Source organism: Streptomyces sp. NPDC059917 (assembly GCF_042730635.1).
Classification (GTDB): domain Bacteria; phylum Actinomycetota; class Actinomycetes; order Streptomycetales; family Streptomycetaceae; genus Streptomyces.
Genome location: NZ_JBHWLC010000041.1, coordinates 1 through 25,647, shown reverse-complemented (window position 1 = coordinate 25,647; position 25,647 = coordinate 1). Strand labels below are relative to the sequence as shown.

Here is a 25,647-nt window from a genome sequence, read left to right as displayed (position 1 = left end):
CAGGCATCGCACACTGCGGCACATGGAGCCGTTGAACGTAGTTGCAGAACTGTGGGAGCGGATCGAGGCCCGCGACTGGGACGGAGTCGGCGAGCTGATCGCCAAGGACGCGGTCATCGAGTGGCCCGTCAGCGGGGAGCGGATCGTCGGGCGCGACAACTTCATCGCCGTGAACAGCGACGGCGCCGCGGACGCGGACGCGGACGGGGACGCGCGGTCGGTGGAGGTGCTGCGGATCCTCGCCGACGGGGACTTCGTCGTCACCGAGGTCGAGATCCCGCAGGACCACGTCGTGTACCGGGCGGTGTCCCTGTGGACCGTGCGCGCCGGGGAGATCGTCGAGGCGCGGGAGTACTGGACCAGCCCGGGCCAGGATCCCGCGCCGCGCTGGCGCGCGGGGTACGTGGAGCCACTCGTGGCGGACTGAGCGCCGGGGCGTGCCGTGATGGTGGGTGTCGTGCCGTGTCACCCACGTCATACCTGAGAGCTACGCGGAAACCCACCTCCCTGGCGGGACGCTGACGACGGGGCCCGGTTCATAACTTCGGTACCAGAGAGAACACCCCCCTCTGGACCGAAGGAAGACCACCATGGCGCCCAGCGCGAACAGCCGCCCCGCACGACTGCGCCGCACGCTGCTCGCCGGGCTGATAGCCGCCGCGGTCGTCCTCCCCGTGTCCGCCGCCACCACCCCCGACGTGCCCGCTCCGGCGGCCGCCCGCTTCGCCGAGGGCGCGAGCGCCTCCGAGCGGTACGCCGCCAACCTCGCCGATCTCGACGAGGCGGCCCGCATGGCGGCGGACGCGGGGCGCGTGGAGCGCGCCGCGAAGCTGCGGGCCATGACGGCGGGCGGTACGGCCCACTTCCTGTCCTTCGACGGGCACGGGACGGGGCGGGCCGTCGAGGTCCTGGGCGACCTGGCGACGGCGGACCGGATCGCGGTCCTGGTCCCCGGGTCGGACACCACCCTCGACACCTACCAGAGGTTCCGTGCCGGGGCCCTCGCCCTCCAGCAGCGCCTCCAGGCCGAGCACCCGCGCTCCGCCGTGGTCGCCTGGCTCGGGTACGACACCCCCGGCACGGTCAGCACGACGGTCCTGACCACGGCCCGCGCCGATGACGCGGCGCGGAAACTGGCCCCCTTCCTGGCGGAGTTGCGGCGCCTGAGCCCCAGCGGTGCGCGGCAGTCGCTGCTGTGCCACTCCTACGGCTCGGTCGTGTGCGCCCGGACCGAGACCGGACCGCAGGTCACCGACATGGCGCTGTTCGGCAGCCCGGGCACCGGCGCCGACACCGCCGGTGAGCTGCCCACCACCGCCCGGGTGTGGGCGGGACGCGGCAGCGACGACTGGATCGCGGACGTCCCGCACACGCGCATCGCCGGGATCGGTTTCGGCGTGGACCCCGTGGACCCGGCGTTCGGCGCCCGTTCCTTCGCCGCCGGCACCGGTGGACACAGCGACTACCTCCGCAGCGGCACGACCTCGCTCGACAGCCTGGCCCGGATCGTCCTGGGCACCACCGCTCCCACGGAGGCCTCCCATGCTTGAGCTTCGTGCCCGCCGGGCCGCCCTGGTCCGCCGGATCGACACCGCCACCCCCGCCGACCGGGACCGGGCCGTGGACGCGCTGCGCGCCTTCGCGATCCTCGGGGTGGTCCTGGGCCACTGGCTGGTCACCTCGCTGCACCCCACCGAGGACGGCCTGCGCACCAGCAGCCCGCTGTCCTCCATGCCGTGGCTCGCGCCGCTCTCGTGGGTGTTCCAGACGCTGGCCGTCTTCTTCCTCGTCGGGGGGCACGTGGGTGCGCTGAGCCACGCCGCGGCCCGGGCGGGCGGAGTGTCGTACGGACAGTGGGTCGGGCGGCGGCTGGGGCGGCTGTTCCGTCCCGTCGCGGCGGTGCTCCTGGTGTGGACGGCCGTGGTGGGCGTGCTGCTGGGCAGCGGTGTCACGTCGGGCACGGTCCGCGGGTTGGTGACCCTGGTGCTGTCCCCGATGTGGTTCCTGCTGGTCTTCGCCGGTCTCACGGCGCTGACCCCACTGGTGGCCCGACTGAACCCGCTGTGGCCGCTGGCCGTCGTCGCCCTGGTGGACCTGTGGCGGTTCGCCCTGGACGGGCCCGCCTGGATCGGCTGGGTCAATGTGCTGGCCGGCTGGCTCGTGCCCTACACCTTGGGCGCGGCGTGGGCGCGGGGCGCTTTCGCCCGGCGCGCCCCGGCTGCCCTGATGCTGGTCGGCGCGGGCGCGGCCACGGTGGCCCTGGTGGTGTGGGGCGGGTACCCGGCGTCGATGGTGGGCGTTCCGGGGGCCGCCGTCTCGAACCTGAGCCCTCCGACGCTGGCCGCGGTCGCCTTCGGCCTGGCCCAGTGTGCGCTGGCACTGCTGGTCAGGGAGCCGCTGGCGCGGGTCATGCGGAGGCCGGCGGCCTGGGCCGCGGTGGCCCTGGTCAATCTGTCGGCGATGACCGTCTTCCTCTGGCACCAGAGCGCGATGATGTCCGTCACGGCTCTCGGGCTGCTCGGCGGGGTGGACCTGCCCGGACTGCACACCGTCGCGGACTCCCCCTGGTGGATGGCCGCCCGGCTGGCGTGGCTGCCGGTCTTCGGGCTCGCCCTGCTCCTGCTGTGGGCCGTCTTCCGCACCTTCGAACAGGGCGGTCGCAAGAGGCGCTCGTCGGGCCCCTCGCGCATCGTGCGCACCGGAGGAGTCGGAACCGCTCCGGTGGGGAGCACCGCCCGTGCCTAGGGTGAGTGTCGTGACAGAGCAGATCGACTCCGTGGGCGAACGCCCTTCAAGGGTCCGCGCCATGCTGTTGACCTTGCCCGAGGAGTTGCTCAGCGCCCGCCGGGATCCGTTGCCGAGACTGGGCCGGCCCCGCTGGCTGGCCCGGCTGCCGCACCTGTTGATCGGCTACGTGGCCTACCTGCTCAGCTCGATCGTGGTCGCCCAGGTCAGCGGGGCGTACCAGATCCACGACAAGACCGCTCCGTTGCTGGGCGCGCTGACGGGCGTCTCCATCCTGGTGACGATGTGGTGGCCGATGGTGGGCTGGTGGTTGGCGCTGGGTGCGGCGGTGGGCATCGCCGTCGTCGTCCACCCGAGCGTGCCGGTGGGGCAGCCCTGGCCGTGGATCCCCATCGGGGTGTTCGCCATGGCCCCGGTGGTGCTGCTGGTGGCGCTGCGCGTGCCGCCCCGGGTGACCGCGGCCGTCGTCGGCACCACCCTCGCCCTCAACGTGGCCGCCGAGGTGGGCTTCCGTCCGCCGTTGGCCCAGTCCTCCATCGTCGAGTCGGTGCTGGTCCTCGGCTTCGCCGGGGTCATGGGGTCCGTAGTGCGGGCGCTGCGCCTGGCCCGCGGCCGCCTGGTGGAGCAGGAGACGCTCACCGAGGCGGAGCGCGCGCAGCGGACGCTGCTGGAGGAGCGCAGCCGGATCGCCCGCGAGCTGCACGACGTCGTCGCGCACCACATGTCGGTCATCTCCATCCAGGCGCAGGTCGCCGTGCACCTCGCGGAGAATCCGTCCGAGGAGTTGAAGGAGAACCTGGCGGGCATCCGCGGCAATGCGCTGGAAGCCCTCACCGAGCTGCGCCGGGTGCTGGGCGTGCTGCGCTCGGAGCATCCGGACGACCCGGCGAACCCGCACCACCCGCAGCCCACCCTGGTCGAACTTGACGCACTCGTCGCCAATGTTCGGGCCACCGGGATGGAGATCACCACGGAGATCGCGGGCGAGCGGCGGGCGCTGTCGCCCGGGCTCGAACTGACCGCGTACCGGCTGGTGCAGGAGGCCCTGAGCAACTGCCTGCGGCACGCGCCCGGTTCCCGGGTGGAGGTCGGCCTGGCCTACGGGCCGCGCAGTCTGCACCTGTGCGTCGCCAACTCCGCGCCGACCCGGCCGGCCCCGCCCTCCCCGGGTGCGGGGCACGGATTGCTGGGCATGCGGGAGCGGACCGGCATGCTCGGTGGTGAACTGACCGCCGGACCACGGCCCGGCGGCGGGTACGAGGTGAGCGTGACGCTCCCGCTGGACCCACCGCCGAACGCCTTCGCCAAGGAGAGCAGAGACCGATGACCACTCCGATCCGGGTCATGATCGCCGATGACCAGATGATGGTCAGGCAGGGCTTCGGCGTGCTGCTGGGCGCACAGCCCGACATAGAGGTGGTCGGCCAGGCGGTCGACGGCGCCGATGCCGTCGCCCAGGCCGCCGCACTCGATCCGGACGTGATCTTGATGGACATCCGGATGCCGGGCATGAGCGGGATCGAGGCCACGGCGGCGGTGACCGGGGCACCGGGGTCCACCGTCAAGGTGCTCGTGCTGACCACCTTCGACCTGGACGAGTACGTGTACGAGGCGCTGCGGGCCGGGGCCTCCGGGTTCATGCTCAAGGACGCCTCGGCGGACCAGCTGGCCGAGGCGGTGCGGGTGGTCGCGGCCGGGGAGGCGCTGCTCTCGCCGAACATCACGAAGCGGTTGATCACGGAGTTCTCCCGGCTGGGGGCGCCGCGGGCCCCAACGAAGCAGCGGATCGCGGAGCTGACCGAGCGGGAGACGGAGGTCCTGTCGCTGATCGCCCAGGGCCTGTCCAACGGTGAGATCGCGGCGCACCTGATCGTGGCCGAGCAGACCGTGAAGACGCATGTGAGCCGGATCCTGGTGAAGCTGGGGTTGCGGGACCGGACCCAGGCCGCCGTCTTCGCGTACGAGACGGGTCTGGTCCGTCCGGCGGGTTACTGACGGAGCCGGGTAGTACTTGAGGGGGAGCTTGATAAGTCCCCATCAGCGGCGACGCGGACCAGGGGGGCGGCGACCTACGGTTGGTATGTGACCGAGACGACCACCGGGGCAGCCCCCCGGACCCCTGAGATCCGGCTGGCGTCGGGCTTCATAGAGAGCCTGCGCCGGGACCTGTTCACCGATGCCCTCGCCTACCGGCCGCTCGCTCCACTGCGGGTGGACGGCCCGCTGATCCGCCGCCTCCCCTCACGGATCCGGCGTGAGGCCGCCTTCGCGCCGCATGCCCTGGTGACGCTGATCGCGTTCTTCGTGCTGTTCAACGCCGGGCGCGACGTGTCCTACGAGTCGCCCCTGCGCACGTTGGTGATCGGGCTGCTGGCCGCCGCTCCGGTCGTGATGACGCTGGTGCGACCGGTCGGGGCGTTCTGGGCGCAGATGGCGGTCACCGGGGTCCTGGCCGTGCTCCAGTCGGGCAGCGTGCTCTGGCCGTGGTCGCCGGGCTCCTTCTTCGCCCACATGACCGTGCTGACCGTCGTGGCGATCCGGACCGGCCCGCGGGTCGCGGCCTGGATGTGGACGGTGAGCACGGCGGTGGGGGTCGTGCTCAGCGTCCTGCTCGGTCGGGGCCACTCCATCGGCACCATGCCCATGGTCTTCGTCTCGGCCTTCGTCCTGCTGGCGGTCAGCGTCCGGCACATCTACAGGACGGCCGCGCAGGAGGTCACGGCGCAGCAGGAGGTCACGGCGGTCGAGCGGGACCGGCGGACCCTGCTGGAGGAGCGGACGACGATCGCCCGCGAGCTGCACGACGTGGTGGCGCACCACATGTCGGTGGTGGCGATCCAGGCCGAGGCCGCGCCGTACCGGGTGGAGAATCCGCCGCCGGAGCTGGAGGCGGCCTTCGCCACCATCCGGGAGAACGCGGTGGCGGCGCTCACCGAGCTGCGGCGGGTGCTGGGCGTGGTGCGGTCCGCGGACTACGAGGCGCCGGACGCCCCGCAGCCGACGCTGGCGGCGCTGGACGGCCTCCTGGGCAATGTGCGGGAGGCGGGGATGACCGTGGAGAAGACGGTGACGGGCTCGGTGCGCGAGCTGCCCCAGGGGGTGGAGCTGTCGGCGTACCGGATCGTCCAGGAGGCGCTGAGCAACACCCTGCGGCACGCTCCGGGTGCGACGGCCGGCGTCGAGGTGTCGTACGTCCTGGGCGGGCTGGGAGTGCGGATCGTCAATGGCCCGGCGATCGGGGACGTCAGGCCGTCGCCGGGCGCGGGGCACGGGATCACCGGGATGCGGGAGCGGGTGGCCATGTTGGAGGGGGAGATGACGGCCGGGCAGACACCGGGCGGCGGGTACGAGGTGGCCGTGTTCATACCGGTGCGCAACCGGCCCGCGGAGGAGTCGGCATGACGATCCGGGTGCTGATCGTCGACGATCAGATGATGGTCCGGGAGGGTTTCTCCGTCCTGTTGGGCGCGATGCCGGGCATCGAGGTGGTGGGGGAGGCGGTCGACGGCCGTCAGGCCCTGGAGCAGGTGGCAGCCCTGCGTCCGGACGTGGTGTTGATGGACATCCGGATGCCGGTGATGAACGGTCTGGAGGCGACGCGGCAGATCGTCGCGGCGGACGCGACCGCGAAGGTGCTGGTGCTGACGACCTTCGACCTCGACGAGTACGTGTACCAGGCGCTGCGGGCCGGGGCCTCGGGGTTCCTCCTCAAGGACGCGTCCGCCCGGCAACTGGCGGACGGGGTGCGGGTGGTCGCGTCCGGTGAGGCGCTGCTCGCGCCCTCGGTGACCAAGCGGTTGATCGTGGAGTTCGCCAAGCTCGCGCAGACGCCCCGGGTGGCGGATCCGGGGATGGTGGAGGAGCTGACGGAGCGGGAGACGGAGGTGCTGATCCTCATCGCCCAGGGGCTGTCCAATGCCGAGATAGCCGACCGGCTGGTGGTCGCCGAGTCCACGATCAAGACCCATGTCAGCCGGGTGCTGGTCAAGTTGGGGCTGCGGGACCGCACCCAGGCCGCCGTCTACGCCTACGAGACCCGCCTGGTCTCCCCCTCCTGACGGGGAGGCGCTGCCTAAGGTGAGGGGATGGACTTCGATCCGTGGGACACCGCCTTCGTCGCCGACCCCTACCCGGCCTACCGGACGTTGCGCGAGCGGGGCCGGGCGGTGTGGTGCGAGGCCACCGGGCAGTGGTTGATCCCGCACTACGCGGACGTGAGTGCGCTGCTGCGAGACCGGCGGTTGGGGCGGACGTACCTGCACCGGTTCGGCCACGAGGAGTTCGGGCGCAGCGCGCCACCGCCGGAGCACGAACCGTTCCACGTCCTCAATGACAACGGCCTGCTGGACCTGGAGGACCCCGCGCACGCGCGGGTGCGGCGGCTCGTCGCGAAGGCGTTCACCCCGCGCACGGTGGAGCGGCTCGCGCCCGCCGTGGAGCGGCTCGCCCGGGAGCTGACCGCCCGGTTCGTCGCCGCGGGCGGCGGGGACCTGCTCGGCGCGGTCGCCGAACCGCTGCCGGTGGCGGTGATCGCCGAGTTGCTCGGGATCCCGGAGGAGGACCGCGGGCCGCTGCGGCCGTGGTCGGCGGACATCTGCGGGATGTACGAGCTGAATCCCGGACCCGAGAGCGCCGCGCGGGCGGTCCGGGCGAGCCTGGAGTTCAGCGCGTACCTGCGCGACCTGATCTCCGAGCGCCGCAGGGCCCCCGGCCCGGACCTGATCTCCGCGCTGATCGCCGCGCACGACGACGAGGAGGGCGGTCGGCTCAGCGAACAGGAGATGATCTCCACCTGTGTCCTGCTGCTGAACGCCGGCCACGAGGCCACGGTCAACACCACCGCGAACGGCTGGTGGACCCTGCTGCGCCATCCGGACGCCCTCGCCCGACTGCGCGCCGACGTCGCCGCGGCCGGAAGCCCCGGAATCGGCCGTCCCGAAAAGTTGTCCACAGCTGTGGACGAACTCATGCGCTACGACACACCGCTCCAGATGTTCGAGCGCTGGGTGCTCGACGACATCCAGGTCGGCGACACCCTCATCCCGCGCGGCGCGGAGGTGGCGCTGCTCTTCGGCTCCGCCAACCGCGACCCGGCGCGCTTCGCGCGCCCCGACGAGCTGGACCTGGGGCGGACCGACAATCCGCACCTGACCTTCGGGGCCGGGATCCACTACTGCCTGGGCGCGCCGCTCGCCCGACTGGAGCTCGCCGCCTCCTTCGGGGCCCTGCTCGACCCCGCGGTCCCGCCCTTGCGGCTCGTGCGCGAGCCGCGGTGGCGGGACGGCTACGTGATCCGGGGGCTCCGGGAGCTGCTCGTCGCGTGCTGACGGGCGCGCCCGCTCCCGCGCGGCGGCCTACGCCCCGAAGGGGCCCTCGTCGACGAACCGGCGCAGTTGGCGGGCGAACGAGCGCGCCTCGTCCGGCGGCCACGAACCGAGCGTGGCCCCGATCCGGTCGGCCAGGCGCCGACGCATGGTCTCCACCGTGCGCTCCCCCTCCTCCGTCAGGGCCAGGAGCACGGCGCGCCGGTCGCAGGGGTCCGGCTCGCGCCGCACCAGGCCTGCGGCCTCGAGCCGGGAGGCCCGCCGGCTGACGCCGGAGCGGTCCAGGCCCACGGCGACCGCCAGGTCGGCGGCGCTGCGCGGGCCGGTCCGGGCCAGGCCGCTGAGCACCGGGTAGGTGACCTCGTCGACGGCTTCGCCGAGGTTGTCCGTCAGGGCTTGGTACAGGCCGGCCCGGAGGGTGCGTTTGAGCAGCTCCCCCAGGGCGTCGGCCACCGCTTGGCCCGTCTCGTGCTCCGGTTCGTTGTCCATGCCCAAAGAATAGCGTGCGTTGCGCACGCAGTCCGTGCTATGTTCCTCTTCATAAGCGTGCGCAGCGCACGCAATACTCGTCTTCGGACCTGCCCCGCGGAGGACACCATGAGCAGCATCGACACCAGCGCCCCCCAGAACACCGACATCGCCGCCGCCCTCGCCGACCTCCTCTTCGCCCCGGAGCTCGACCTCGGGATCGCCGTCGAGCGGCACTTCGCCCCCGACTACCGCCAGCGCACCGACGGCAGCTGGGCCGACCGCGCCGAATTCACCGCGCACATAGCCCACCTGCGCACGGTGCTCGCCGGAGGCAGCGTCGAGGTCCACGAGGAGCTGACGAACGGGTCCCTGTACGCCGACCGCCACACCGTCCGCGCCACCAAGAAGGACGGCTCCGCCGTCCACATGGAGGTCTACCTCTTCGCGGAGTTCGCCCCCGACGGCCGCTTCCGCCGCATCGAGGAGACCACCCTGATGCTGAGCGGCAGCGAGGCCGACCGGGACCTCGGCAGCGCCCGCTGAGCCCTGCCCGCCCCCACGGGGGGGAAAGGTCCCGGCGCCGCCGTCAGGCGATCACGTCGCGGCGGCGCAGCGCGGCCAGGCCCACCACCGTCAGCAGCGCCGCCACCGCGGTCAGCGTGAGCACCGGTATCCACTCGAAGGCCCCGGCCCCGGGCAGCCGGGGCAGGTGCGCGAAGGGCGAGAGCTCCAGGGCCGCCCGCGGGAGGTTCAGCGCCGGACCGACCCAGCCGAGGGCCAGCACCGCCCCGGCCACCGCCCAGGCGGCCGCCGCGAACCTCGGGAGCGCGCCGTACAGCAGCACCGCCAGCGCTCCGAGCACCCAGACCGCCGGCAGCTGCGCGAGGCAGGCCCCCACCGCGGCGCCCACGTCCTGCCCGTGCCCGAGGCCGAGCCCGAGCCCGCCCAGGGCCAGGACCAGCGCCGATCCCCCGAAGGCGATCACCAGGTGGCCGCCCGCCCAGGCGAGCCTGCCGACGGCGCCCGCGAGGAGCGGTTCGGCGCGCCGGCCGTTCTCCTCGCCGCCGAGCCGCAGCACCGACGAGACGACGTACAGCGCGGCCACCATTGCCAGCAGCGCGGCCATCGCCGCGAGGAAGGAGTCGGCCATCGCACCCTGACCGCCCATCCGCTCGATGATCGCGCGGGTCTTCTCGTTGTCCCCGACCAGTTGGGCCACCCCGTCCGTCATCGCACCGAAGCTCGCGCCGGCCACGAGGAAGGCGGCCCCCCACCCCAGCACGCTCCCCCGATGGAGCCGCCACGCCAACGCCCAGACCCCACCGAGCCGTCCGCGCGCGGGCCCCGGCCGGGCCGCGAGGAAGCTCATCCCCAGGTCCCGGCGCCCGGCCAGCACGTACGCGAGGACCATCAGCACCGCACAGGCCGGGGCGAACAGGCCCAGGACCCACCAGCGTTCGTGGGCGAAGGGCCGTATGTTCTCCAACCAGCCCAGTGGCGAGGCCCAGGTCAGCGCCGACCCCCCGGACTCCCGGCCCGCGTCGCCGGCCGCGCGCAGCAGGAAGGCCGCGCCGAGCAGCGCGCCCGCGAGCCCCTTGGCCGACCGCGCGCCCTCGGTGAGCTGCGCGGTGATCGCCGCGAGCACCGCGAAGAGCGACCCGGTCGCGGCGAGCCCGAGCCCCAGCGCCAGCGCACCGCCCGCGCCCCGGCCCGACAGCCCGACCGTCACCAGCACCGCGACGAGCGCGTTGGCGACGAGGGCCGCCAGCAGCGCGGCGGTCAGCGGGGCCCGGCGCCCCACCATGGCGGCGCAGAGCATGTCCTGACGGCCGCTCTCCTCCTCCTCGCGGGTGTGCCGGACCACGATGACCAGGCTCATCACGGCCGCGCACAGCCCGGCGAAGACCCCGCCCTTCCAGGCGCTGAGCGCGCCGATCGAATCGCCGAAGACCGGCCCGTACAGGGCGCGCAGCGACCCGTTCGCGCGGGTGGTGACGAGCAGCCCGGCCCGCTCGGCGGCCGTCGCGTACGTCGCCTCCAGCGAGGCGGGCATGCTGAGGACCAGCAGGGAGACGACCCCGATCCACACCGGCATCAGCACGCGGTCGCGGCGCAGGGCCAGGCGCAGCAGGCTCCCGGTGCCGGCGAGTTGGCTCCTCATCGCGCCCCTCCGACCACCGCGCCGACGCCCGCGGCGCCCCCGGCACCCCCGGCGCCCGGTTCCGCGTAGTGGCGCAGGAACAGCTCCTCCAGCGTCGGCGGCGAGGCGGTCAGCGAGCGGACCCCCGACGCGGCGAGGGCGCGCACCACCGCGTCCAGCTCGTCCGTGTCCACCTGGAGCCGGACCTTCCGCCCCGGCCCCGCCCCCTCACCCGCCCCCTCACCCGGCCCCTCGGCCTCGTACACCTCGACCTCGTGCACGCCGGGCAGCCGCGCGAGTCCGCTCGGGGCCGTGGCCAGTTCGGCGGTGATCGAGGTGCGGGTGAGGTGGCGCAGCTCGGTGAGGGTGCCGCTCTCCACCGTGCGCCCCTTGCGGATGATGCTGACCCGGTCGCAGAGGGTCTCGACCTCACTGAGGATGTGCGAGCTGAGCAGGACCGTGCGCCCGGCGGCGCGCGCGTCGGCGACACAGCCCTGGAAGAGCTCCTCCATCAGCGGGTCCAGGCCGGACGTGGGCTCGTCGAGGATCAACAGGTCGACGTCGGCGGCGAAGGCGGCGACGAGCGCGACCTTCTGCCGGTTGCCCTTGGAGTACGTACGCCCCTTCTTGGTCGGGTCGAGCTCGAACCGGTCGAGCAGCTCGGCCCGGCGGGCCTCGTCGAGGCCGCCGCGCAGCCGCCCGTAGAGGTCTATGACCTCGCCGCCGGAGAGGTTGCGCCACAGGGTCACGTCGCCGGGCACGTAGGCGACGCGGCGGTGGAGGGCGACCGCGTCGGCCCAGGGATCGCCCCCGAGCAGCTCGGCCGAGCCCGAGTCCGCGCGCAGCAGACCCAGCAGGACCCGGATCGCGGTGGACTTCCCGGCGCCGTTGGGCCCGAGGAAGCCATGGACCTCACCGGCCTCGACCGCGAGGTCGAGACCGTCCAGTGCGCGGGTGCGGCCGAAGGACTTGTGGAGTCCGGCGACGCTGATGGCCTTCGTCATGTTTCGAACGTACGCTACTTTCACAAATTTGTGAAGATTGGAAATCGCGTAAAGTCGGGAGCGTGGCGGACATGGAAACGAAGACGGACAAGACGGACACGGGCACGAACGCGGACACGGACACGGGCGCGGACACGGGCGCGCGCGACGAGGAAGCGGTCTCCCGCTTCGTGGAGCGCTTCGCCTCCCAGCTGACCGAGGCGGGCATGCAGCGCATGGCCTCGCGGGTCTTCGCCGCGCTGCTGGCCAGCGACGGCGGCGCGATGACCTCGGCCGAGCTGAGCCTGGCCCTGCAGATCAGCCCGGCGGCGGTATCGGGCGCGGTGGGCTACCTCACCCAGGTCAACATGGTCAGCCGGGAGCGCGAGCCGGGCTCCCGGCGCGACCGCTACGTCCTGCACAACGAGCTCTGGTACGAGACCTTCACCCGCCGCGACCAGGTCCTGACCCTTTGGGAGCGGACCCTGCGCGAGGGCGCGGCCGGCCTCGGCCCGGACACCCCCGCCGGGACCCGCATCGCCGAGACGGCGGCCTTCTTCGAGTTCCTCCAGGGCGAGATGCTGGCCATGATGGACCGGTGGCGCGTGCACCGCGCCACGCTCGACCTCTAGACACCCCCTGGAACCCCTGGACCCCCTGGACCCCCGGAGGACGGCGCGCCATGGCCTCGATGCCGCAGAAGATCACCACGTTCCTGATGTTCGAGGGCCGGGCGGAGGAGGCCATGACCTTCTACACCTCGCTGTTCGAGGACTCCGAGGTCGTCGACATCCAGCGCTACGGCGCCGACGGCCCGGGCGAGGAGGGCTCGGTGCTCCGCGCCACCTTCGCGCTCGCCGGGCAGCGCTTCACCTGCATCGACAGCCACGTGAAGCACGCCTTCGGCTTCACCCCGGCGGTGTCGCTCTTCGTCGAGTGCGCCGACGGGCCCGAGCTGGAGCGCCTCTACGGGGCCCTGGCCGAGGAGGGCAAGGAGCTGATGCCCCTGGGCTCGTACGGGTTCAGCGCCCGCTTCGGCTGGGTGAACGACCGCTTCGGCGTCTCCTGGCAGCTGAACCTCCAGGAGGCGTAGCCGGGCGGACCCGCCCGCGCCCCAGCCGCCGCGCCCCCGGCGTCCACACCAGACAGCGCGCCCCCGGCTCCGGGTCCCCCGCGCACCACAGCACCCCGGCCCCCGCCCCCGCCTCCCCCGCCGACCCCGGCGGCCAGGACCGCGCCGGGACGACGCGGCGGCCGAGCGCACCCAGCGCCACCACCATCCGTCCCTCCCCAAGGAGCAGCACCGGGGGCCGCAGCCCGCGTCGGCGCACCGTGATCCGGTACGGCCTCCAGTGGGCCGGGGTCGCCAGTGCGCTCCCGGCCGCCCGGGCGACGTACAACTCGCGCACCCCGAGCACCACGGGGCTCAGCAGCACCGCCAGCAGCAGCGCCGCCACGGGGCGCGGCCGGACGAGCGCGCACCCGACCACCGCGGGCCACCAGAACACCGGCAGCAGGCACAGCAGCAGCGCGTCCCGGCGCCACTCGGCCACGGCCTCGCGCAGCGCCGCTCCGTCCGGCGCCGGGCCGTCACCCACCGTCACCTCCGCCGCCACTTCCGCCACGCCCGCCACCGCCCCTTCGGCTCCGGCCCGGCCGCCCTCACCGGGGCAGCGTGAGCCCCCAGGCCGCCGGTCGCAGGGTCCACGTGCGGCGGCGCACCGGACCGGTGTCGGCGTGGTCGGCGCGGTAGCGGAAGTCCGCCCCCGAAACCGTGACGGACAGTCCCCGCCCGATCACCGCGGGCCCGGCGTCCACCATCCGGACAACGACTTCGACCAATCCGTCGCGCGCGGCCACGGTCACGTCCGCGACCGCCTGGTCCACGTCGCTGACCAGCACTCCGTCCGCCTCCACGCGCAGCCGCAGCCGCTGGGCGGGGGCCGCCCCGCGCCCCACGGGCGGCCGCACCAGGGTCCGCACCAGCGACCGGCACGCGCTCCACAGCGACGGCGCTCCGGGCCGCCCGGGCGCCCCCGGCGCGGCGGCCCGCGCCACCGCGAGCCCGGCCACGGCACCCGCGGCGGAAGCGGAACCGGGCGGTCCCGCGCGCCCCGCCGCACCGACGGGCGCGGCGCCCGCCCCGGCGATCCGCAGACCCCCCAGCACCACCCCGTCGCTGTCGTCAACCAGCAGGTCACGGGTGCGCACGACCCCGTCGAGCACGGCCCGCGCCCCGGCCACCGCACCCACCGGCACGCCGAGGGAGCGCGCCAGCGACAGCGACGGGGCGGCGCCCACGGGCACCAGCGCGAGCGAGGCGTCGGCCAGCTCGCGGCGCCGGTGCAACAGCCCCACGGCGCGCACCAGCGCCTGGTCGTCACCCACGATCACCGGCTGCCGATGACCCCGGCGGGCAAGGGCCCGCGCGAACTCCTCAAGGCTCTCGGGGAGGCAGATCTTCGCCGCCGCCCCCGCCGACAAGACATCCTTCGCGATCCGCACGGACTCGCCGTCGAGGCGGCGGGCGACCGGGTCGACGAGCACGAGCAGGCCGCCTACCGGCGCGCCCGCATGGCTCATGGTGGGCTCTGGAGCCGACACCTCGGTCCTTCCTCGGGTAGCATCTTTGTGCAAGAGGCCCTTGCGCTATTGCGCCAGGGCCTTCGTCTATTCCGGGGTACCGGTCCGACGGCTCAGCCTGCGGTGTACATCGTCGTACGCCCCCTGACCTTGGACATGCCCCATCCGGAAGAGGTGTACGCCTGTGCCCGCTCTTGTGCTGCTCGGAGCTCAGTGGGGTGACGAGGGCAAGGGAAAGGCCACCGACCTGCTCGGTGGATCCGTTGACTATGTAGTGCGTTACCAGGGTGGCAACAACGCCGGCCACACGGTCGTCGTGGGCGACCAGAAGTATGCACTGCACCTTCTCCCTTCCGGCATCCTCTCCCCCGGATGCACCCCGGTCATCGGCAACGGTGTCGTCGTCGACCCGGCCGTCCTGCTCTCCGAGCTGCGCGGCCTGAACGAGCGCGGCATCGACACCTCCAAGCTGCTCCTGAGCGGCAACGCGCACCTCATCACGCCGTACAACGTCACCCTCGACAAGGTCGGCGAGCGCTTCCTCGGCAAGCGGAAGATCGGCACGACGGGCCGTGGCATCGGCCCGACGTACGCGGACAAGATCAACCGCGTCGGCATCCGCGTCCAGGACCTCTACGACGAGTCGATCCTCACCCAGAAGGTCGAAGCGGCGCTGGAGGGCAAGAACCAGCTCCTGGCGAAGCTGTACAACCGTCGCGCGATCGACGCCGCCCAGATCGTCGAGGAGATGCTCGGGTACGCGGAGCTGATCAAGCCCTACGTCGCCGACACCACCCTCATCATCAACAACGCGCTCGACGAGGACAAGGTCGTGCTCTTCGAGGGCGGCCAGGGCACGCTGCTCGACGTCGACCACGGCACGTACCCCTTCGTCACCTCCTCGAACCCGACCGCGGGCGGCGCCTGCACGGGTGCGGGTGTCGGCCCGACGAAGATCTCGCGCGTCATCGGCATCCTGAAGGCGTACACGACCCGCGTCGGCGCCGGCCCGTTCCCGACCGAGCTGTTCGACGCGGACGGCGAGGCGCTGCGCCGCATCGGTGGCGAGCGCGGTGTCACCACCGGCCGTGACCGCCGCTGCGGCTGGTTCGACGCCCCGATCGCCCGTTACGCGACCCGCGTGAACGGTCTGACGGACTTCTTCCTCACCAAGCTCGACGTCCTGACCGGCTGGGAAGAGATCCCGGTCTGCGTGGCGTACGAGATCGACGGCAAGCGCGTCGAGGAGCTGCCCTACTCGCAGACCGACTTCCACCACGCGAAGCCGATCTACGAAAACTTCCCCGGCTGGTCCGAGGACATCACCAAGGCCAAGACCTTCGACGAGCTGCCGAAGAACGCCAAGGCGTACGTCAAGGCCCTGGAGGAGATGTCGGGCGCCCCGATCTCCGCGATCGGCGTCGGCCCCGGCCGCACCGAGACGATCGAGATCAACTCGTTCCTGTAGTCCCACCGGCGGCCCGCCCGGCCGCCACCAGGAACACCGCCCGAGGGGCGGACCGCCACGTGCGGTCCGCCCCTCGGGCGCGTGCGGGCACCACCGGCGCTCGGCGGTCAGAGAGCGACGATCCGGACCCTGTCGCCGCAGAGCTTCGCCATGTCGTCGGCGTCCGAGGTCAGCAGGATCACGGGGCCGGGTTGCCGCAGGGCCACCTCCGCGACCGTCGCGTCGATCGCGTACTTGTGGCCGTGCAGCCCGGTCGCTTTCAGCAGCAGCGCGGCGGCCTTGGCCGACGCCTCGGTGACGGGCTCGACCTTCAATGTCGACAGCACCCAGTTCAGCTTGGCCTGGTTCGTCCGCGCGTGACTCACCTCGACGATGGTGTTGGCACAGACGACGAGATCGGTCTTCATCGACTGCAACCGCCGGAAGAGCGGGACGTCCTTCGGCTTCTCGGTGATGAGTGCGGACAAGCCCTCCGAGTCGAGCACAGCGCTCACGACCACCTGCTTCATGCCGCAGCCGCCGGTTCTTCGCTCCTTTCGGAGCCGAAGAGTCTTGCGTCCGCCTCGGCCAGCTCGGCTTCGGTGATCGCCCCGTGCTCCTCTTCGTACCGGTCCAGGTACTGGCCGAGCAGTTCGTTGCGGATCCGCCGGGCCACGGCCTCGGCCACATACCCGGAGATGTTGTCCGTGAGCCCCTTGAGGGCTTCCACCTGCTCGGTCGGCAGGGTGACGGTGATACGCATGGTTCCCGACATAATGCGAGCATACGGCGATATGCGCCGCACGGGGAGGGGAATGCGCGGGGATCACCCCACCGGGTGACCACCGGAACGTCCGATCTAGTGCCGTGGCCGTAAAGGTTTGCCGGGTCGCGGTGTCCGGTGCCCTGGGGTCTCCCCAGGCCCGCAGGGCCGAGGGGACGCATCGCAAGGCGGAGGACCGCGGCTCGTACTGGACGTACTTGCGTGGGCCAACAACGCAGGGGGCACCTCCCAGCGGTAGCTGGGGGAGAGGTGCCGTGCCGGGCGCCGTGACACGGTGAACCTTTCCGGTCACGGCACTAGCGGGCCGCCGGGCCGTCCAGGCGGTTGCGGTCGATGGTGAGGGTCTCGCCGCCCCAGGTCTCCTTGACGTTGCCCGCGAACTGGTGGATCCGGGCGTCCTTCGGCCACAGGTCGGCGGTCAGCGGGCCCTGGTCGGCGGTGGACTCCTGCTGGTCCCAGCGCGCGTACCAGAGGGCCTCCGGGAGCGGGGAGCGGCCCGCGCGGGCGGCTCCGGCCAGGTCGCGCACGCCGGAGCCGAGGCTGGAGTAGAAGCCGGCGCGGTAGCCGGAGCGGTGCAGTTCCCGGGTCCACCCGACCACCGCGTCCACGACGGCCCGGCCGCATTCGGCGGGCGCGTCCTTCACGGCGTACGACTCGATGTCCAGGTAGACGGGGCTGTCCTTGCCGATGCCCAGCGCGGTGAGCGCCCGCACCGCCTCCTGGGCCTGGGCGCGGCCCTGGTCGCCGGCGCGGGCCGGGGCGAAGCGCTCGGTCTTGTGCGGGTAGTCGTTGCAGGGCGCCTGCATCCCGACGTGCGCGGGGATCAGCCGCCACCCCATGGCCCGGACCTGGCGGACCCATTCGGCGGTCAGCTCCGGCTGCGCGCAGTGGCGTTGGCCGCCGCTGACGTAGATGCCGACGGCTCGGTAGGGGGAGGTCCCGTACCAGGCCCGCATGGCCTTCAAGGGGGGCGCGGCGCAGGCGTCGAAGCCGAGTCCGTGGATCACCTCGGTGGGGGGCGGGGCGGCCGCGGGGGTGGTCGCGCCGAGCAGGGCGAGGGAGGCGGCGCTCAGGCCGAGGTTTCGCAGAAGGGTGCGCACCGACCGGGACCCTGCCCGCCCGGTGCCGCCAAGTGGGGGACCCGCGCGGCGTGTCGGCGCACGCTCACCCCTTCCGGGGACGGGCGGCGCGCGACTTGACGCGGGCTCCGGCGGTGGACCGCCGGCCGTGCGCCGACGGTCCGTGGTGGGGGCGCTCTAGGGCGTGTTTCGAAAGTAGCGCCGGGCGCCCGAAGGGCGCGGCTCGCGGCGTCTGGTGCCGTGCATCGCAAGGCGGAGGATCGCCCGCCTACTGGACGTAATCGGGCGTTCCGACAACGCCGCGAGGCGCGGTACCAGGCGTCGCGAGCCAGGCGGGACTTTCGAAACACGCCCTAGAGGGGCTCGTTGAAGCCGCGCGACGCGTCGTAGACGTCCGTCTCGACGACGACCACGAACCAGCTCGTCGCGACGTACTCGATCATCACGTGCCCCTCCCGCACCATGCGCGTCACGGGGTCGTTCAGGTAGGCGAGGTAGGTGCCCTCGCCTTCGGGGTCGTCCAGGAGCCTTTCCGTGACCCGCTCGAACACCTCCCGGTCCGTGGCCGGCATGTAGTGGTCGACGAACCGCGCGACCTGTTCGGTGAGTTGCAGACGTCTCTTCATCGCTGCCGAGCGTAGGCAAGGAGCGCCGATCGCGCGCGCAATTTCCGGGCGCCGCGATGCCGTCGGGAGGGTGCTCACCGACCGGGCGCGAGAACCCCGTCGAGCATGCGGCGGGCGAGGGCGGCGAGTTCCGCGGGGTCGGGTGCGGGCCGGGTGCGGGCCGGCGCGCCGGCGAGGCGGTCGAAGAGCACGCCGTCGGTCCAGGCGACCAGCAGCTCGCCGGCCTCCTCGGGCCGGGCGGCGCCCAGCGACCCGACGACGGCCGCCGCCCGGGCGCGGGCGGCCAGGCCCGTGCGGTGCAGGGCGACGGCCAGCTCGGGCGTGCGCGCGGCTTCGAGGCTGAGCTCGTAGCGGGCGAGTTGGCGCTCCCGGCCCGCGGTCAGCCAGTGGTGCAGCAGCGCGCCGAGCGAGGCCGCGGCCTCGTCCCGCGAGGGCGGGCGGGGCCGCTCGGCGCCGTGGGCGGAGGCGCGGTCGGCGGCGTGGTCGGCGGCACGGTCGGTGGCGTGGTCGGTGGCGTGCTCGCTTGTGCCGTCGAGGCCGGTCCGCCCGAGCAGGTCGTCCAGCTCGGCCAGGTCGCGCTCCTCGATGCGCGCGTAGCAGGCGCCGATCAGTGCCGTGCGCGTGCGGAAGTAGTACGACGTGCTGCCCGCGGGCAGCCCCGCCGCGGTGTCGATCGCGCGGTGGGTGAGCCCCCGCAGGCCCGCCGCGGCCACGGTGGCGATCGCGGCGTCCGCGATGAGGGTGCGGCGGTCGGGGGCCGCCCGGTCGGGGGTGGGGATGGACATGGCCCCACTCTACAGTTGTAGAGTGACGGCTCTACAGCTGTAGAGGCTGTGTGGGCGAGGGGATGGGTGTGCCATGTCGCAACGTCACGCGGTGGTGGTCGGGGCCGGGATAGGCGGCCTCACCGCCGCCGTCGCACTGCACCGCCGGGGCTGGCGGGTCACCGTCTGCGAACGCGCCCCCGAACCCCCCGTCACGGGCGCGGGCATCGGCCTCGCACCCAACGCCCTGCGCGCGCTCGACGCCATCGGCGTCGACGCCGCCCGCGCCGCCGGTGACCACGTGCCCGCGACGATGGGGGCGCGCCGCTCCGACGGGCGGTGGCTCACCCGGACCGCCACCGCCGACATGGCGGCCCGCTACGGCGTGGCCCCCCTCGCCGTGCCGCGCACGGCCCTCACCACCGCGCTGGCCGCCGCCCTGCCGCCGCGGGCCCTGCGCTACGGGGCCGCCGTGACGGCCGTGGACGGGGGTACGGACGGGGACGGGGACGGGGGCCGCGCGATCGTCCGTACGGCGGGCGGCCCGGACCTTCGCGCGGATCTGGTCGTCGCCGCCGACGGCATCCACAGCCCGCTGCGCCGCGCGCACTTCCCCGCCCACCCCGGCCTGCGCTACCTCGGCGAGACCGCCTGGCGGACCATCGTGGACGCCCCCGAGCTGCGGGTGGCGGCCATGAGCGAGACCTGGGGGCGCGGCGAACGGTTCGGCCTGACCCCGCTCTCCGACGGCCGGCTGTACCTCTACGCCACCGCGCCCGCCCCGGCCGGCACCCGGTCGGCGGACCCCCGCGCCGAACTGCGGCGGCGCTTCGGCGCGTGGCACGACCCGATTCCGGCCCTGCTGGACCGCATCGACCGCCTCGACCCCGCCGACGTCCTCCAGAACGACCTCTACGACCTGGCCGCCCCGCTCCCGCGCCTGCACCACGGCCGGATCGCCTGGCTGGGCGACGCCGCCCACGCCATGGCCCCCAACCTCGGCCAGGGCGGCTGCCAGGCCATCGAGGACGCGGTGGTCCTCGCCCACCTGCTGCCCGCGAGTCGGGAAGCCTTCAGCCTGGACGACGACCACGACCACGCCGACGTCGACACCGACACCGACGGCACCGGCCGCGCCGACCCCGTTCCGGCCGCGCTCGCCGCGTACACCGCCGCCCGGCTGGCGCGCACCGACGCCGTGCGCGTGCGGGCCCGCCGGGTCGGCCGTCTGGGCACCCTGCGCAACCCGCTCGCGGCGGCCGTCCGCGACCTCGCGGTCCGCGCCGCCCCCGCCCGCCTGACGCTGCGCGGCATGGACGACCTCTTCGACGGCTTCCGCCTGCCCGGTTGACCGGGCGCGCTCACCAGGCCAGTTGGGCGATCTCCTCCGAGACCACCGCGCAGGCGTCCGCCGCCGGGTCGATCAGGGGGAAGTGGCCGACGCCGTCCAGGATCGTCAGGCCGACCGTCTCGCCCGCGTGCGCGGCGGCGTCCACGTACGCCTCCGCCACCTCGTGCGGGACCACGATGTCGTCGCGGCCCTGGACGACGGCCGTGGCGATGCCCGTCGGGAGGAGCGCGGCCGGGTCGGCGTGGGGGAGGCGGGCCGCGAAGTGCTCGGGTCCGCCCAGGAGCTGGGAGGAGGCGCCGCCGCAGACGCCGCGCGCCTCCGCCTCGGTGAAGTCGGCGATGGGGGCCAGCGCCACCACGCCGCGCAGCTGTGGCGGGGCGGGCAGCCGCCAGGGGGAGTCGGCGGGCAGGACGTGCCGGGCGGCGGCCCACAGGGCGAGGTGGCCGCCCGCCGAGTGGCCGGTGATCACCATGCGGCGCGGGTCGATGCCGGGGAGGGCGTTCGCCACCAGGGCGGGCAGGGCGTCGAGGGCGGCGGCGACGTCGTCGAACGTTTCCGGCCAGCGACCGGCGACCGGGCCGTCGGCGTTCTGGTGCGGGAGCGAACTGCCGCGCCGGTACTCGACGTTGGCCACGGCGAAACCCCGGCGGGCCAGGAAGTCCGCGAAGGGGGTGACGTGGTGGCGGTCGTAGGGGGCGCGCCAGGCTCCGCCGTGCAGGACGACGACGAGCGGGGCGGGGCCGGGGCCCGGGGCGCGCGGGGCGTAGAAGTCGATGACCTGGTCGGGGTGTTCGCCGTAGGCGGCGGTGGCGTCCGGGGCGACCGGCGGGTGGGAGAAGGCCGACTCGGCCTCGGCAGCGTCACGTTCCACTGCGGGGTCCGTCATCAGCTCAACCTCCGGTAACGCGTGGGACAGCGGGGACAGCAGAGCCGGCGGGTACATGTGTTCCGGGCAGAGCGGGACCGTATCAGGCCGGAACCTGCTGTTCCGTGCCACCCCGGGCGTACGGGGGCGCACGTGCGGGGGCGGGCGCGGCCGTAGCCCCGCCCGCCCCCTTGCCGTGACGTTTCGCCCCGACATCACCCGTATATGCGACCCGTGTGGCCCGGCACGTGCCTCGGTACGTCCCTCAGCGCTTCCCTCGGTACGTGCTTCAGTACGTCCCTCGGTACGCGCCTCGGTACGCACCGAGGCGCGTCCTCAGGACGCGCTCAGCACCTGACCCAGCGTCCGGGCCGCCAGCTCCGCGTCCGCGAAGCCGACGTACAACGGGGTGAAGCCGAACCGCAGGACGTCGGGGGCCCTGAAGTCGCCCACGACACCGCGCGCGATCAGCTCGGCCATGACGGCGGAGGCGTTCTCGGTGCGCAGCGACACCTGGCTGCCGCGCTCCGCGTGCGCGGCCGGCGTGACCGACTCGACGGCGCCCGGGGGCACGTACGCGGCCACGCACTCCAGGAAGAAGTCCGTCAGGGCCAGGGACTTGGCGCGGACGGCCTCGACCGTCACGCCCTCCCAGGCGTCCAGGGCCGCTTCGAGGGCCAGCATCGACAGGATGTCCGGGGTGCCCACCCGGCCGCGGACCGCGCCCTCGGCCGGGCTGTAGCCGGGGGTCATCGCGAAGGGCTCCGCGTGGCCGTTCCAGCCGGGCAGCGGCGAATCGAAGTCCCGCTGGTGGCGGGCGGCGATGTAGAGGTACGCCGGTGAACCCGGCCCGCCGTTCAGGTACTTGTAGGTGCAGCCGACGGCGAGGTCGACCGCGTTCTCGTCGAGCTCCACCGGCAGGGCGCCCGCGCTGTGGCACAGGTCCCAGACGGTGACCGCGCCCGCGGCGCGGGCCGCCGCGGTGAGGGCCGGCAGGTCGTGCAGTCGGCCGGTGCGGTAGTCGACGTGGTTGAGCAGGACCACGGCGGTGGACGGGCCGAAGGATTCCGCCGCCCGGTCGGGGTCGACGGGTATGACCCGCAGGCCGGTCATCCGGGCCGCGGAGGCCGCTATGTAGCCGTCGGTCGGGAAGGTGGCCGCGTCGACCAGCAGGTCGGTGCGGCCCTCGCCCGCCAGCCGGGCGGCGCCGACCAGCGCCTTGAAGAGGTTGACGCTGGTGGAGTCGCCCACCACGGTCTGGCCGGGGGCCGCGCCGATCAGGGGGGCGATGCGGTCGCCGATCCGCTCGGGGGCGGTCCACCAGGTGCCCTCGCTCCAGGAGCGGATGAGGTCCTGGCCCCACTGGCGGGTCACGACGTCCGCCGTGGTGGCGGGGACGCCCGCCGGGAGGGCGCCGAGGCTGTTGCCGTCCAGGTAGACGAGGCCGTCGGGGAGCGTGAAGCGGTCGCGGAGCTTGGCCAGGTCGTCCTCGGCGTCCAACCGGGCCGCGCGGGCCCGGAGGGCGTCCGGGTCGGCTGCGCCGGGCGTCTCGGGGCTCCGCCCCGAACCCCGCTCCTCAAACGCCGGAGGGGCTGTGATGGGGCCAGCCACGGGGGCCTCCTGGTGATCAGACATGGCTGCGCGCCGTCCAGAGCTCCGGGAAGACGTTCTTCGTGGCGCGCTTCTCCAGCCAGGTCACCCCGGCCGAGCCGCCCGTGCCCGTCTTCGCGCCCATCGCGCGGCGGGTCGCGACCAGGTGGTCGTTGCGCCAGCGCCAGACCAGCTCCGCGACGTCGGTGAGGACCTCGCCGAGGCGGTGCAGGTCGCCGTGGGCGTCCGGGTCGGCGTACAGCTCGGTCCAGACGGCCTCGACGAGCGGGGAGGGTTCGTAGCGCTGGGTCAGGTCGCGGGACAGGACCGAGGCGGGGATCCGCAGGCCGCGGCGGGAGAGCAGGCGCAGCACCTCGTCGTAGAGGCTGGGCTCGGCCAGCGCCTTCTCCAGCTCCGCGTGGACGCGCGGCGCGCCGCGGTGCGGGACCAGCATCGACGCGGACTTCTCGCCCAGGAGGAACTCCATGCGGCGGTACATCGCGGACTGGAAGCCGGAGCCCTCGCCGAGGGCGGCGCGGTAGGAGTTGAACTGGCCCGGGGTCAGCTGGGCGAGGGGGCGCCAGGAGGCGTTGAGGGCCTCCAGCTCGCGGAGGGATCGTTTCAGCGCGTCCATCGCGACGGGGATGTCGTCCTCGCGCAGCGCCCGGGCCGCGGTCTCCCACTCGTGGACGATGACCGTGAACCACAGCTCCATGACCTGGGTGGTGACCAGGAAGACCATCTCGCCCGGGTCGTCCGAGCGCGGGTGCTGGAGGTGGGTGAGGACGTCGGCCTGGACGTAGTCCTCGTAGGGGGTCGTGCCGGCGAAGTCGAGGTTCGGGGTTTCCGAACCGCCCACTCCGGAGGCATCAAGGTTTTCCGACATCGCTGTCTCCTCGATACGAACTTCCGGGTAGCGGTCCGCCCCTTCCTGCTGGGTAGTGGAGCTCCGGTCCCCTGTTCGCATCATAGGCCGGGGGCCCCTGGGGCCCGCCAGTGGAGAGTGACCACCTTCACACCCTCCCCCGGCGGCCCCGGGAGCGCCGGGGGCCTCAGTTCAGGGTGTCGGCCGCGGTCGCCGAGGAGTCCCGCAGGAAGGTCGAGCAGCGCTCGTACTCCGCGTCCTCGCCGATGGCCTGCGCGGCGCGCGCCAGGGCGTGCAGGGCGCGCAGGAAGCCGCGGTTCGGCTCGTGCTCCCACGGCACCGGGCCGTGGCCCTTCCAGCCGGCGCGGCGCAGCGAGTCCAGACCGCGGTGGTAGCCGGTGCGGGCGTAGGCGTACGACTCCACGGGGCGGCCGGCCTCGAAGGCGTCGTCCGCCAGGCGCGCCCAGGCGAGCGAGGAGGTCGGGTACTTCGCGGCCACCTCGGCCGGTTCGGTGCCCGCGGCGAGCGCCTCGCGCGGCTCGGGGTCGTCGGGCAGGTGGGTCGGGGCGGGGCCGCCGAGCAGGTTCTCGTGAATGGACATGCCCCCAGTCTGCGGTACTCCCGGGCCCGTGGTGGGGGGCCCACCACACCGGGCGCCAGGTGTGTGCCCGGCGCACCTCCCCGCACCGGGGTCCCTCACCGGACGGTGGGACACGAAGGTCGTCAGTCGACTTAACGGGGGAAGACAATGACCACGAGCACCATTCACAGGAGTAGTCACCTGGCCTCGCGTCCGCGCGGCGGCCGCACCGGGCCGGGACGCTCCGACGGCGGGCGCCGCGCGCACGAGGCCGCCGAGGACCTGTGCGGGGCGGTGTTCGGATCGCTGCGGCGCCGGGACCAGCGGGAGAAGGGCCTCCAGTACGTGCGGGGCCTGCTCGCGACGCCCGGCCGCAAGTCGATCCGCAACATCGCGCAGCAGATCGGCGGGCCCGCCGCCGAGCAGAGCCTGCACCACTTCATCGCCGGCTCCACCTGGGACTGGCAGCCGATCCGCACCGCCCTGTCGCAGTACCTGGAGCAGTCCTCGCCGCTGACGGCCTGGGTGGCCCAGCCGATGGCGATCCCCAAGGGCGGGGAGCACTCGGTGGGCGTGGGGCGCCAGTACGACCCGCACCGCGGGCAGATGTTCCGCGGGCAGCAGGCCTTCGGGATCTGGTTCACCTCGGCCGACGTCGTCACTCCCGTGGGGTGGCGGCTGTACCTGCCGGACGAGGAGGGCGCGGCCGCCGGGGCCGCCGAGTTCGAGGGCGGCGAGCGCTCCGGGGAGACGTACGAGGAGTGCGCGGTCACCGGGGTCCTGGACGCCGTGCGCGAGGTCGGGGTGCCGGCGCGGCCGGTGCTGCTCGACATCCAGAACATCGGCACGCGCTCCACGATGAACCGGTTCGCCGACGCGCGGCTGCCGGTGCTCGCCCGGATCAGCCCGGCCGCCCGGCTGCTCGTGACCGACCCGGCGCTGCCCGGGCACGGCGCGGGCACCCTGGCCGCCCGGGACGTGCTGCAGAACGTGCGGGCGCTGCGCACGGTGGTCGAGTGGGCCGACCCGCTGTACCCGGGGCAGCGGCGCACCTCGCTGGTGGCCGCGGTGCGCGTGATGATGCCGGACCCCTCCCCGGCCCGGCGGCGCCACCTGACCCTGCTCGGCGAGTGGACCGACGCGCGCAGCATGCCCTCGCAGCTGTGGGTGACGGACCTGGCGCGGCCGGTGCCGGTGACCCCGGCCGTGCTGCTGCGGATGACGAAGCAGGCGCGGCGGGTGTCGGCGAGTTCGGCGCACAGCGTGCAGGAGGTCGGGCTGCGGGACTTCGCGGGGCGTTCGCTCCAGGGCTGGCACCGGCACGTGACGATGGCGTCGGTGGCGCACGCGGCGCGCTGCCTGTCGGAAACCGGGATGCCGGTCGGTCGTGACCTTGTCTAGGGTCGCCCGGTAGATGGCCGCGGGCCGGGGGGCGGGCCCACAGGTCCGC

The 25,647-nt window shown here is 73.7% G+C and carries 28 protein-coding genes; 14 read left to right on the top strand and 14 right to left on the bottom strand.

Annotated features, from left to right (window positions below; translation table 11 throughout):
- Nucleotides 1-22 precede the first annotated feature (22 nt).
- From ACFWAR_RS23235 to ACFWAR_RS23200, 8 genes are all read left to right on the top strand, one after another.
- Nucleotides 23-427 carry a nuclear transport factor 2 family protein gene (locus ACFWAR_RS23235; protein WP_385780231.1) on the top strand — a complete coding sequence of 135 codons (405 nt, stop codon included), beginning with the start codon at nucleotides 23-25 and terminating at the stop codon, nucleotides 425-427.
- 163 nt (nucleotides 428-590) lie between these two features.
- The gene (locus ACFWAR_RS23230) at nucleotides 591-1,550 is read left to right on the top strand and encodes an alpha/beta hydrolase (RefSeq protein WP_385780228.1); all 960 of its coding nucleotides are present in this window, start codon (nucleotides 591-593) and stop codon (nucleotides 1,548-1,550) included.
- Entirely contained in the window at nucleotides 1,543-2,745 is a 1,203-nt protein-coding gene (locus ACFWAR_RS23225) for an acyltransferase (protein WP_385780225.1), read from the top strand. The genes ACFWAR_RS23230 and ACFWAR_RS23225 overlap by 8 nt, the downstream gene beginning before the upstream one ends.
- A gap of 10 nt (nucleotides 2,746-2,755) precedes the next feature.
- On the top strand, nucleotides 2,756-4,072 hold the full coding sequence (locus ACFWAR_RS23220) for a histidine kinase (protein ID WP_385780222.1): 1,317 nt from the start codon (nucleotides 2,756-2,758) through the stop codon (nucleotides 4,070-4,072).
- Entirely contained in the window at nucleotides 4,069-4,740 is a 672-nt protein-coding gene (locus ACFWAR_RS23215; protein ID WP_385780219.1) for a response regulator, read from the top strand. Before ACFWAR_RS23220 ends, ACFWAR_RS23215 begins: the two co-directional genes overlap by 4 nt.
- Before the next feature lie 87 nt (nucleotides 4,741-4,827).
- Entirely contained in the window at nucleotides 4,828-6,147 is a 1,320-nt protein-coding gene (locus ACFWAR_RS23210; RefSeq protein ID WP_385780215.1) for a sensor histidine kinase, read from the top strand.
- Nucleotides 6,144-6,803, top strand: coding sequence for a response regulator (locus tag ACFWAR_RS23205; RefSeq protein ID WP_385780214.1), 660 nt, complete (start codon nucleotides 6,144-6,146; stop codon nucleotides 6,801-6,803). The genes ACFWAR_RS23210 and ACFWAR_RS23205 overlap by 4 nt, the downstream gene beginning before the upstream one ends.
- A 27-nt stretch (nucleotides 6,804-6,830) precedes the next feature.
- Nucleotides 6,831-8,072 (top strand): cytochrome P450, encoded by a 1,242-nt coding sequence (locus ACFWAR_RS23200; RefSeq protein ID WP_385780211.1) that lies wholly within the window; start codon nucleotides 6,831-6,833, stop codon nucleotides 8,070-8,072.
- A gap of 27 nt (nucleotides 8,073-8,099) precedes the next feature.
- On the opposite strand, the gene ACFWAR_RS23195 is transcribed toward ACFWAR_RS23200, so the two are convergent.
- Nucleotides 8,100-8,558: a MarR family winged helix-turn-helix transcriptional regulator gene (locus tag ACFWAR_RS23195; protein WP_385780209.1), complete on the bottom strand. Its 459-nt coding sequence runs from the start codon at nucleotides 8,556-8,558 to the stop codon at nucleotides 8,100-8,102.
- 108 nt (nucleotides 8,559-8,666) lie between these two features.
- On the opposite strand from ACFWAR_RS23195, the gene ACFWAR_RS23190 reads away from it, so the two are divergent.
- On the top strand, nucleotides 8,667-9,083 hold the full coding sequence (locus ACFWAR_RS23190; RefSeq protein WP_385780207.1) for a nuclear transport factor 2 family protein: 417 nt from the start codon (nucleotides 8,667-8,669) through the stop codon (nucleotides 9,081-9,083).
- 43 nt (nucleotides 9,084-9,126) lie between these two features.
- On the opposite strand, the gene ACFWAR_RS23185 is transcribed toward ACFWAR_RS23190, so the two are convergent.
- Together ACFWAR_RS23185 and ACFWAR_RS23180 are read right to left on the bottom strand one after the other, a co-directional pair.
- The gene (locus ACFWAR_RS23185) at nucleotides 9,127-10,701 is read right to left on the bottom strand and encodes an ABC transporter permease (protein ID WP_385780204.1); all 1,575 of its coding nucleotides are present in this window, start codon (nucleotides 10,699-10,701) and stop codon (nucleotides 9,127-9,129) included.
- Nucleotides 10,698-11,684 (bottom strand): ATP-binding cassette domain-containing protein, encoded by a 987-nt coding sequence (locus ACFWAR_RS23180; RefSeq protein WP_385780200.1) that lies wholly within the window; start codon nucleotides 11,682-11,684, stop codon nucleotides 10,698-10,700. Before ACFWAR_RS23180 ends, ACFWAR_RS23185 begins: the two co-directional genes overlap by 4 nt.
- A 71-nt stretch (nucleotides 11,685-11,755) precedes the next feature.
- On the opposite strand from ACFWAR_RS23180, the gene ACFWAR_RS23175 reads away from it, so the two are divergent.
- Together ACFWAR_RS23175 and ACFWAR_RS23170 are read left to right on the top strand one after the other, a co-directional pair.
- The gene (locus tag ACFWAR_RS23175; RefSeq protein WP_385780197.1) at nucleotides 11,756-12,295 is read left to right on the top strand and encodes a GbsR/MarR family transcriptional regulator; all 540 of its coding nucleotides are present in this window, start codon (nucleotides 11,756-11,758) and stop codon (nucleotides 12,293-12,295) included.
- A gap of 50 nt (nucleotides 12,296-12,345) precedes the next feature.
- The gene (locus ACFWAR_RS23170; RefSeq protein WP_385780193.1) at nucleotides 12,346-12,756 is read left to right on the top strand and encodes a VOC family protein; all 411 of its coding nucleotides are present in this window, start codon (nucleotides 12,346-12,348) and stop codon (nucleotides 12,754-12,756) included.
- Here ACFWAR_RS23170 and ACFWAR_RS23165 read toward each other — a convergent pair.
- Complete coding sequence (locus tag ACFWAR_RS23165) at nucleotides 12,686-13,288, bottom strand: hypothetical protein (RefSeq protein ID WP_385780190.1); 603 nt, start codon at nucleotides 13,286-13,288, stop codon at nucleotides 12,686-12,688. The genes ACFWAR_RS23170 and ACFWAR_RS23165 overlap by 71 nt on opposite strands.
- A gap of 37 nt (nucleotides 13,289-13,325) precedes the next feature.
- Complete coding sequence (locus ACFWAR_RS23160) at nucleotides 13,326-14,246, bottom strand: diacylglycerol kinase (protein WP_385780187.1); 921 nt, start codon at nucleotides 14,244-14,246, stop codon at nucleotides 13,326-13,328.
- A gap of 184 nt (nucleotides 14,247-14,430) precedes the next feature.
- Here ACFWAR_RS23160 and ACFWAR_RS23155 point away from each other — a divergent pair, with 184 nt between their 5' ends.
- Complete coding sequence (locus ACFWAR_RS23155; RefSeq protein WP_385780185.1) at nucleotides 14,431-15,714, top strand: adenylosuccinate synthase; 1,284 nt, start codon at nucleotides 14,431-14,433, stop codon at nucleotides 15,712-15,714.
- A gap of 107 nt (nucleotides 15,715-15,821) precedes the next feature.
- Here the strand turns inward: ACFWAR_RS23155 and ACFWAR_RS23150 are convergent, their stop codons facing one another.
- From ACFWAR_RS23150 to ACFWAR_RS23130, 5 genes are all read right to left on the bottom strand, one after another.
- Nucleotides 15,822-16,223 (bottom strand): PIN domain-containing protein, encoded by a 402-nt coding sequence (locus tag ACFWAR_RS23150; RefSeq protein ID WP_385780182.1) that lies wholly within the window; start codon nucleotides 16,221-16,223, stop codon nucleotides 15,822-15,824.
- Nucleotides 16,220-16,468 (bottom strand): hypothetical protein, encoded by a 249-nt coding sequence (locus ACFWAR_RS23145; protein WP_385780179.1) that lies wholly within the window; start codon nucleotides 16,466-16,468, stop codon nucleotides 16,220-16,222. The genes ACFWAR_RS23150 and ACFWAR_RS23145 overlap by 4 nt, the downstream gene beginning before the upstream one ends.
- Before the next feature lie 305 nt (nucleotides 16,469-16,773).
- Complete coding sequence (locus ACFWAR_RS23140; protein ID WP_385780177.1) at nucleotides 16,774-17,577, bottom strand: DUF1906 domain-containing protein; 804 nt, start codon at nucleotides 17,575-17,577, stop codon at nucleotides 16,774-16,776.
- A 332-nt stretch (nucleotides 17,578-17,909) separates the two neighbouring features.
- A complete protein-coding gene (locus tag ACFWAR_RS23135) occupies nucleotides 17,910-18,182 on the bottom strand; it encodes a hypothetical protein (protein ID WP_385780174.1) in 273 nt (90 codons plus the stop codon).
- A gap of 74 nt (nucleotides 18,183-18,256) precedes the next feature.
- Entirely contained in the window at nucleotides 18,257-18,967 is a 711-nt protein-coding gene (locus tag ACFWAR_RS23130) for a TetR/AcrR family transcriptional regulator (protein ID WP_385780170.1), read from the bottom strand.
- Nucleotides 18,968-19,040: 73 nt separating this feature from the next.
- Between ACFWAR_RS23130 and ACFWAR_RS23125 the strand changes: the two genes are divergently transcribed.
- Entirely contained in the window at nucleotides 19,041-20,297 is a 1,257-nt protein-coding gene (locus ACFWAR_RS23125) for an FAD-dependent oxidoreductase (RefSeq protein WP_385780167.1), read from the top strand.
- Between the two features lie 10 nt (nucleotides 20,298-20,307).
- On the opposite strand, the gene ACFWAR_RS23120 is transcribed toward ACFWAR_RS23125, so the two are convergent.
- The 4 genes from ACFWAR_RS23120 to ACFWAR_RS23105 all read right to left on the bottom strand — a co-directional run bounded on the left by ACFWAR_RS23120 (nucleotide 20,308) and on the right by ACFWAR_RS23105 (nucleotide 24,218).
- On the bottom strand, nucleotides 20,308-21,183 hold the full coding sequence (locus ACFWAR_RS23120; RefSeq protein ID WP_385780164.1) for an alpha/beta hydrolase family protein: 876 nt from the start codon (nucleotides 21,181-21,183) through the stop codon (nucleotides 20,308-20,310).
- 315 nt (nucleotides 21,184-21,498) lie between these two features.
- The gene (gene kynU, locus ACFWAR_RS23115) at nucleotides 21,499-22,662 is read right to left on the bottom strand and encodes a kynureninase (protein WP_385780330.1); all 1,164 of its coding nucleotides are present in this window, start codon (nucleotides 22,660-22,662) and stop codon (nucleotides 21,499-21,501) included.
- A 127-nt stretch (nucleotides 22,663-22,789) separates the two neighbouring features.
- Nucleotides 22,790-23,638 (bottom strand): tryptophan 2,3-dioxygenase family protein, encoded by an 849-nt coding sequence (locus tag ACFWAR_RS23110; RefSeq protein WP_385780162.1) that lies wholly within the window; start codon nucleotides 23,636-23,638, stop codon nucleotides 22,790-22,792.
- 166 nt (nucleotides 23,639-23,804) lie between these two features.
- The gene (locus ACFWAR_RS23105; RefSeq protein ID WP_354380774.1) at nucleotides 23,805-24,218 is read right to left on the bottom strand and encodes a DUF3151 domain-containing protein; all 414 of its coding nucleotides are present in this window, start codon (nucleotides 24,216-24,218) and stop codon (nucleotides 23,805-23,807) included.
- Nucleotides 24,219-24,365: 147 nt separating this feature from the next.
- Here ACFWAR_RS23105 and ACFWAR_RS23100 point away from each other — a divergent pair, with 147 nt between their 5' ends.
- On the top strand, nucleotides 24,366-25,598 hold the full coding sequence (locus ACFWAR_RS23100) for an IS701 family transposase (protein WP_385780159.1): 1,233 nt from the start codon (nucleotides 24,366-24,368) through the stop codon (nucleotides 25,596-25,598).
- The last annotated feature ends 49 nt before the right edge of the window (nucleotides 25,599-25,647 follow it).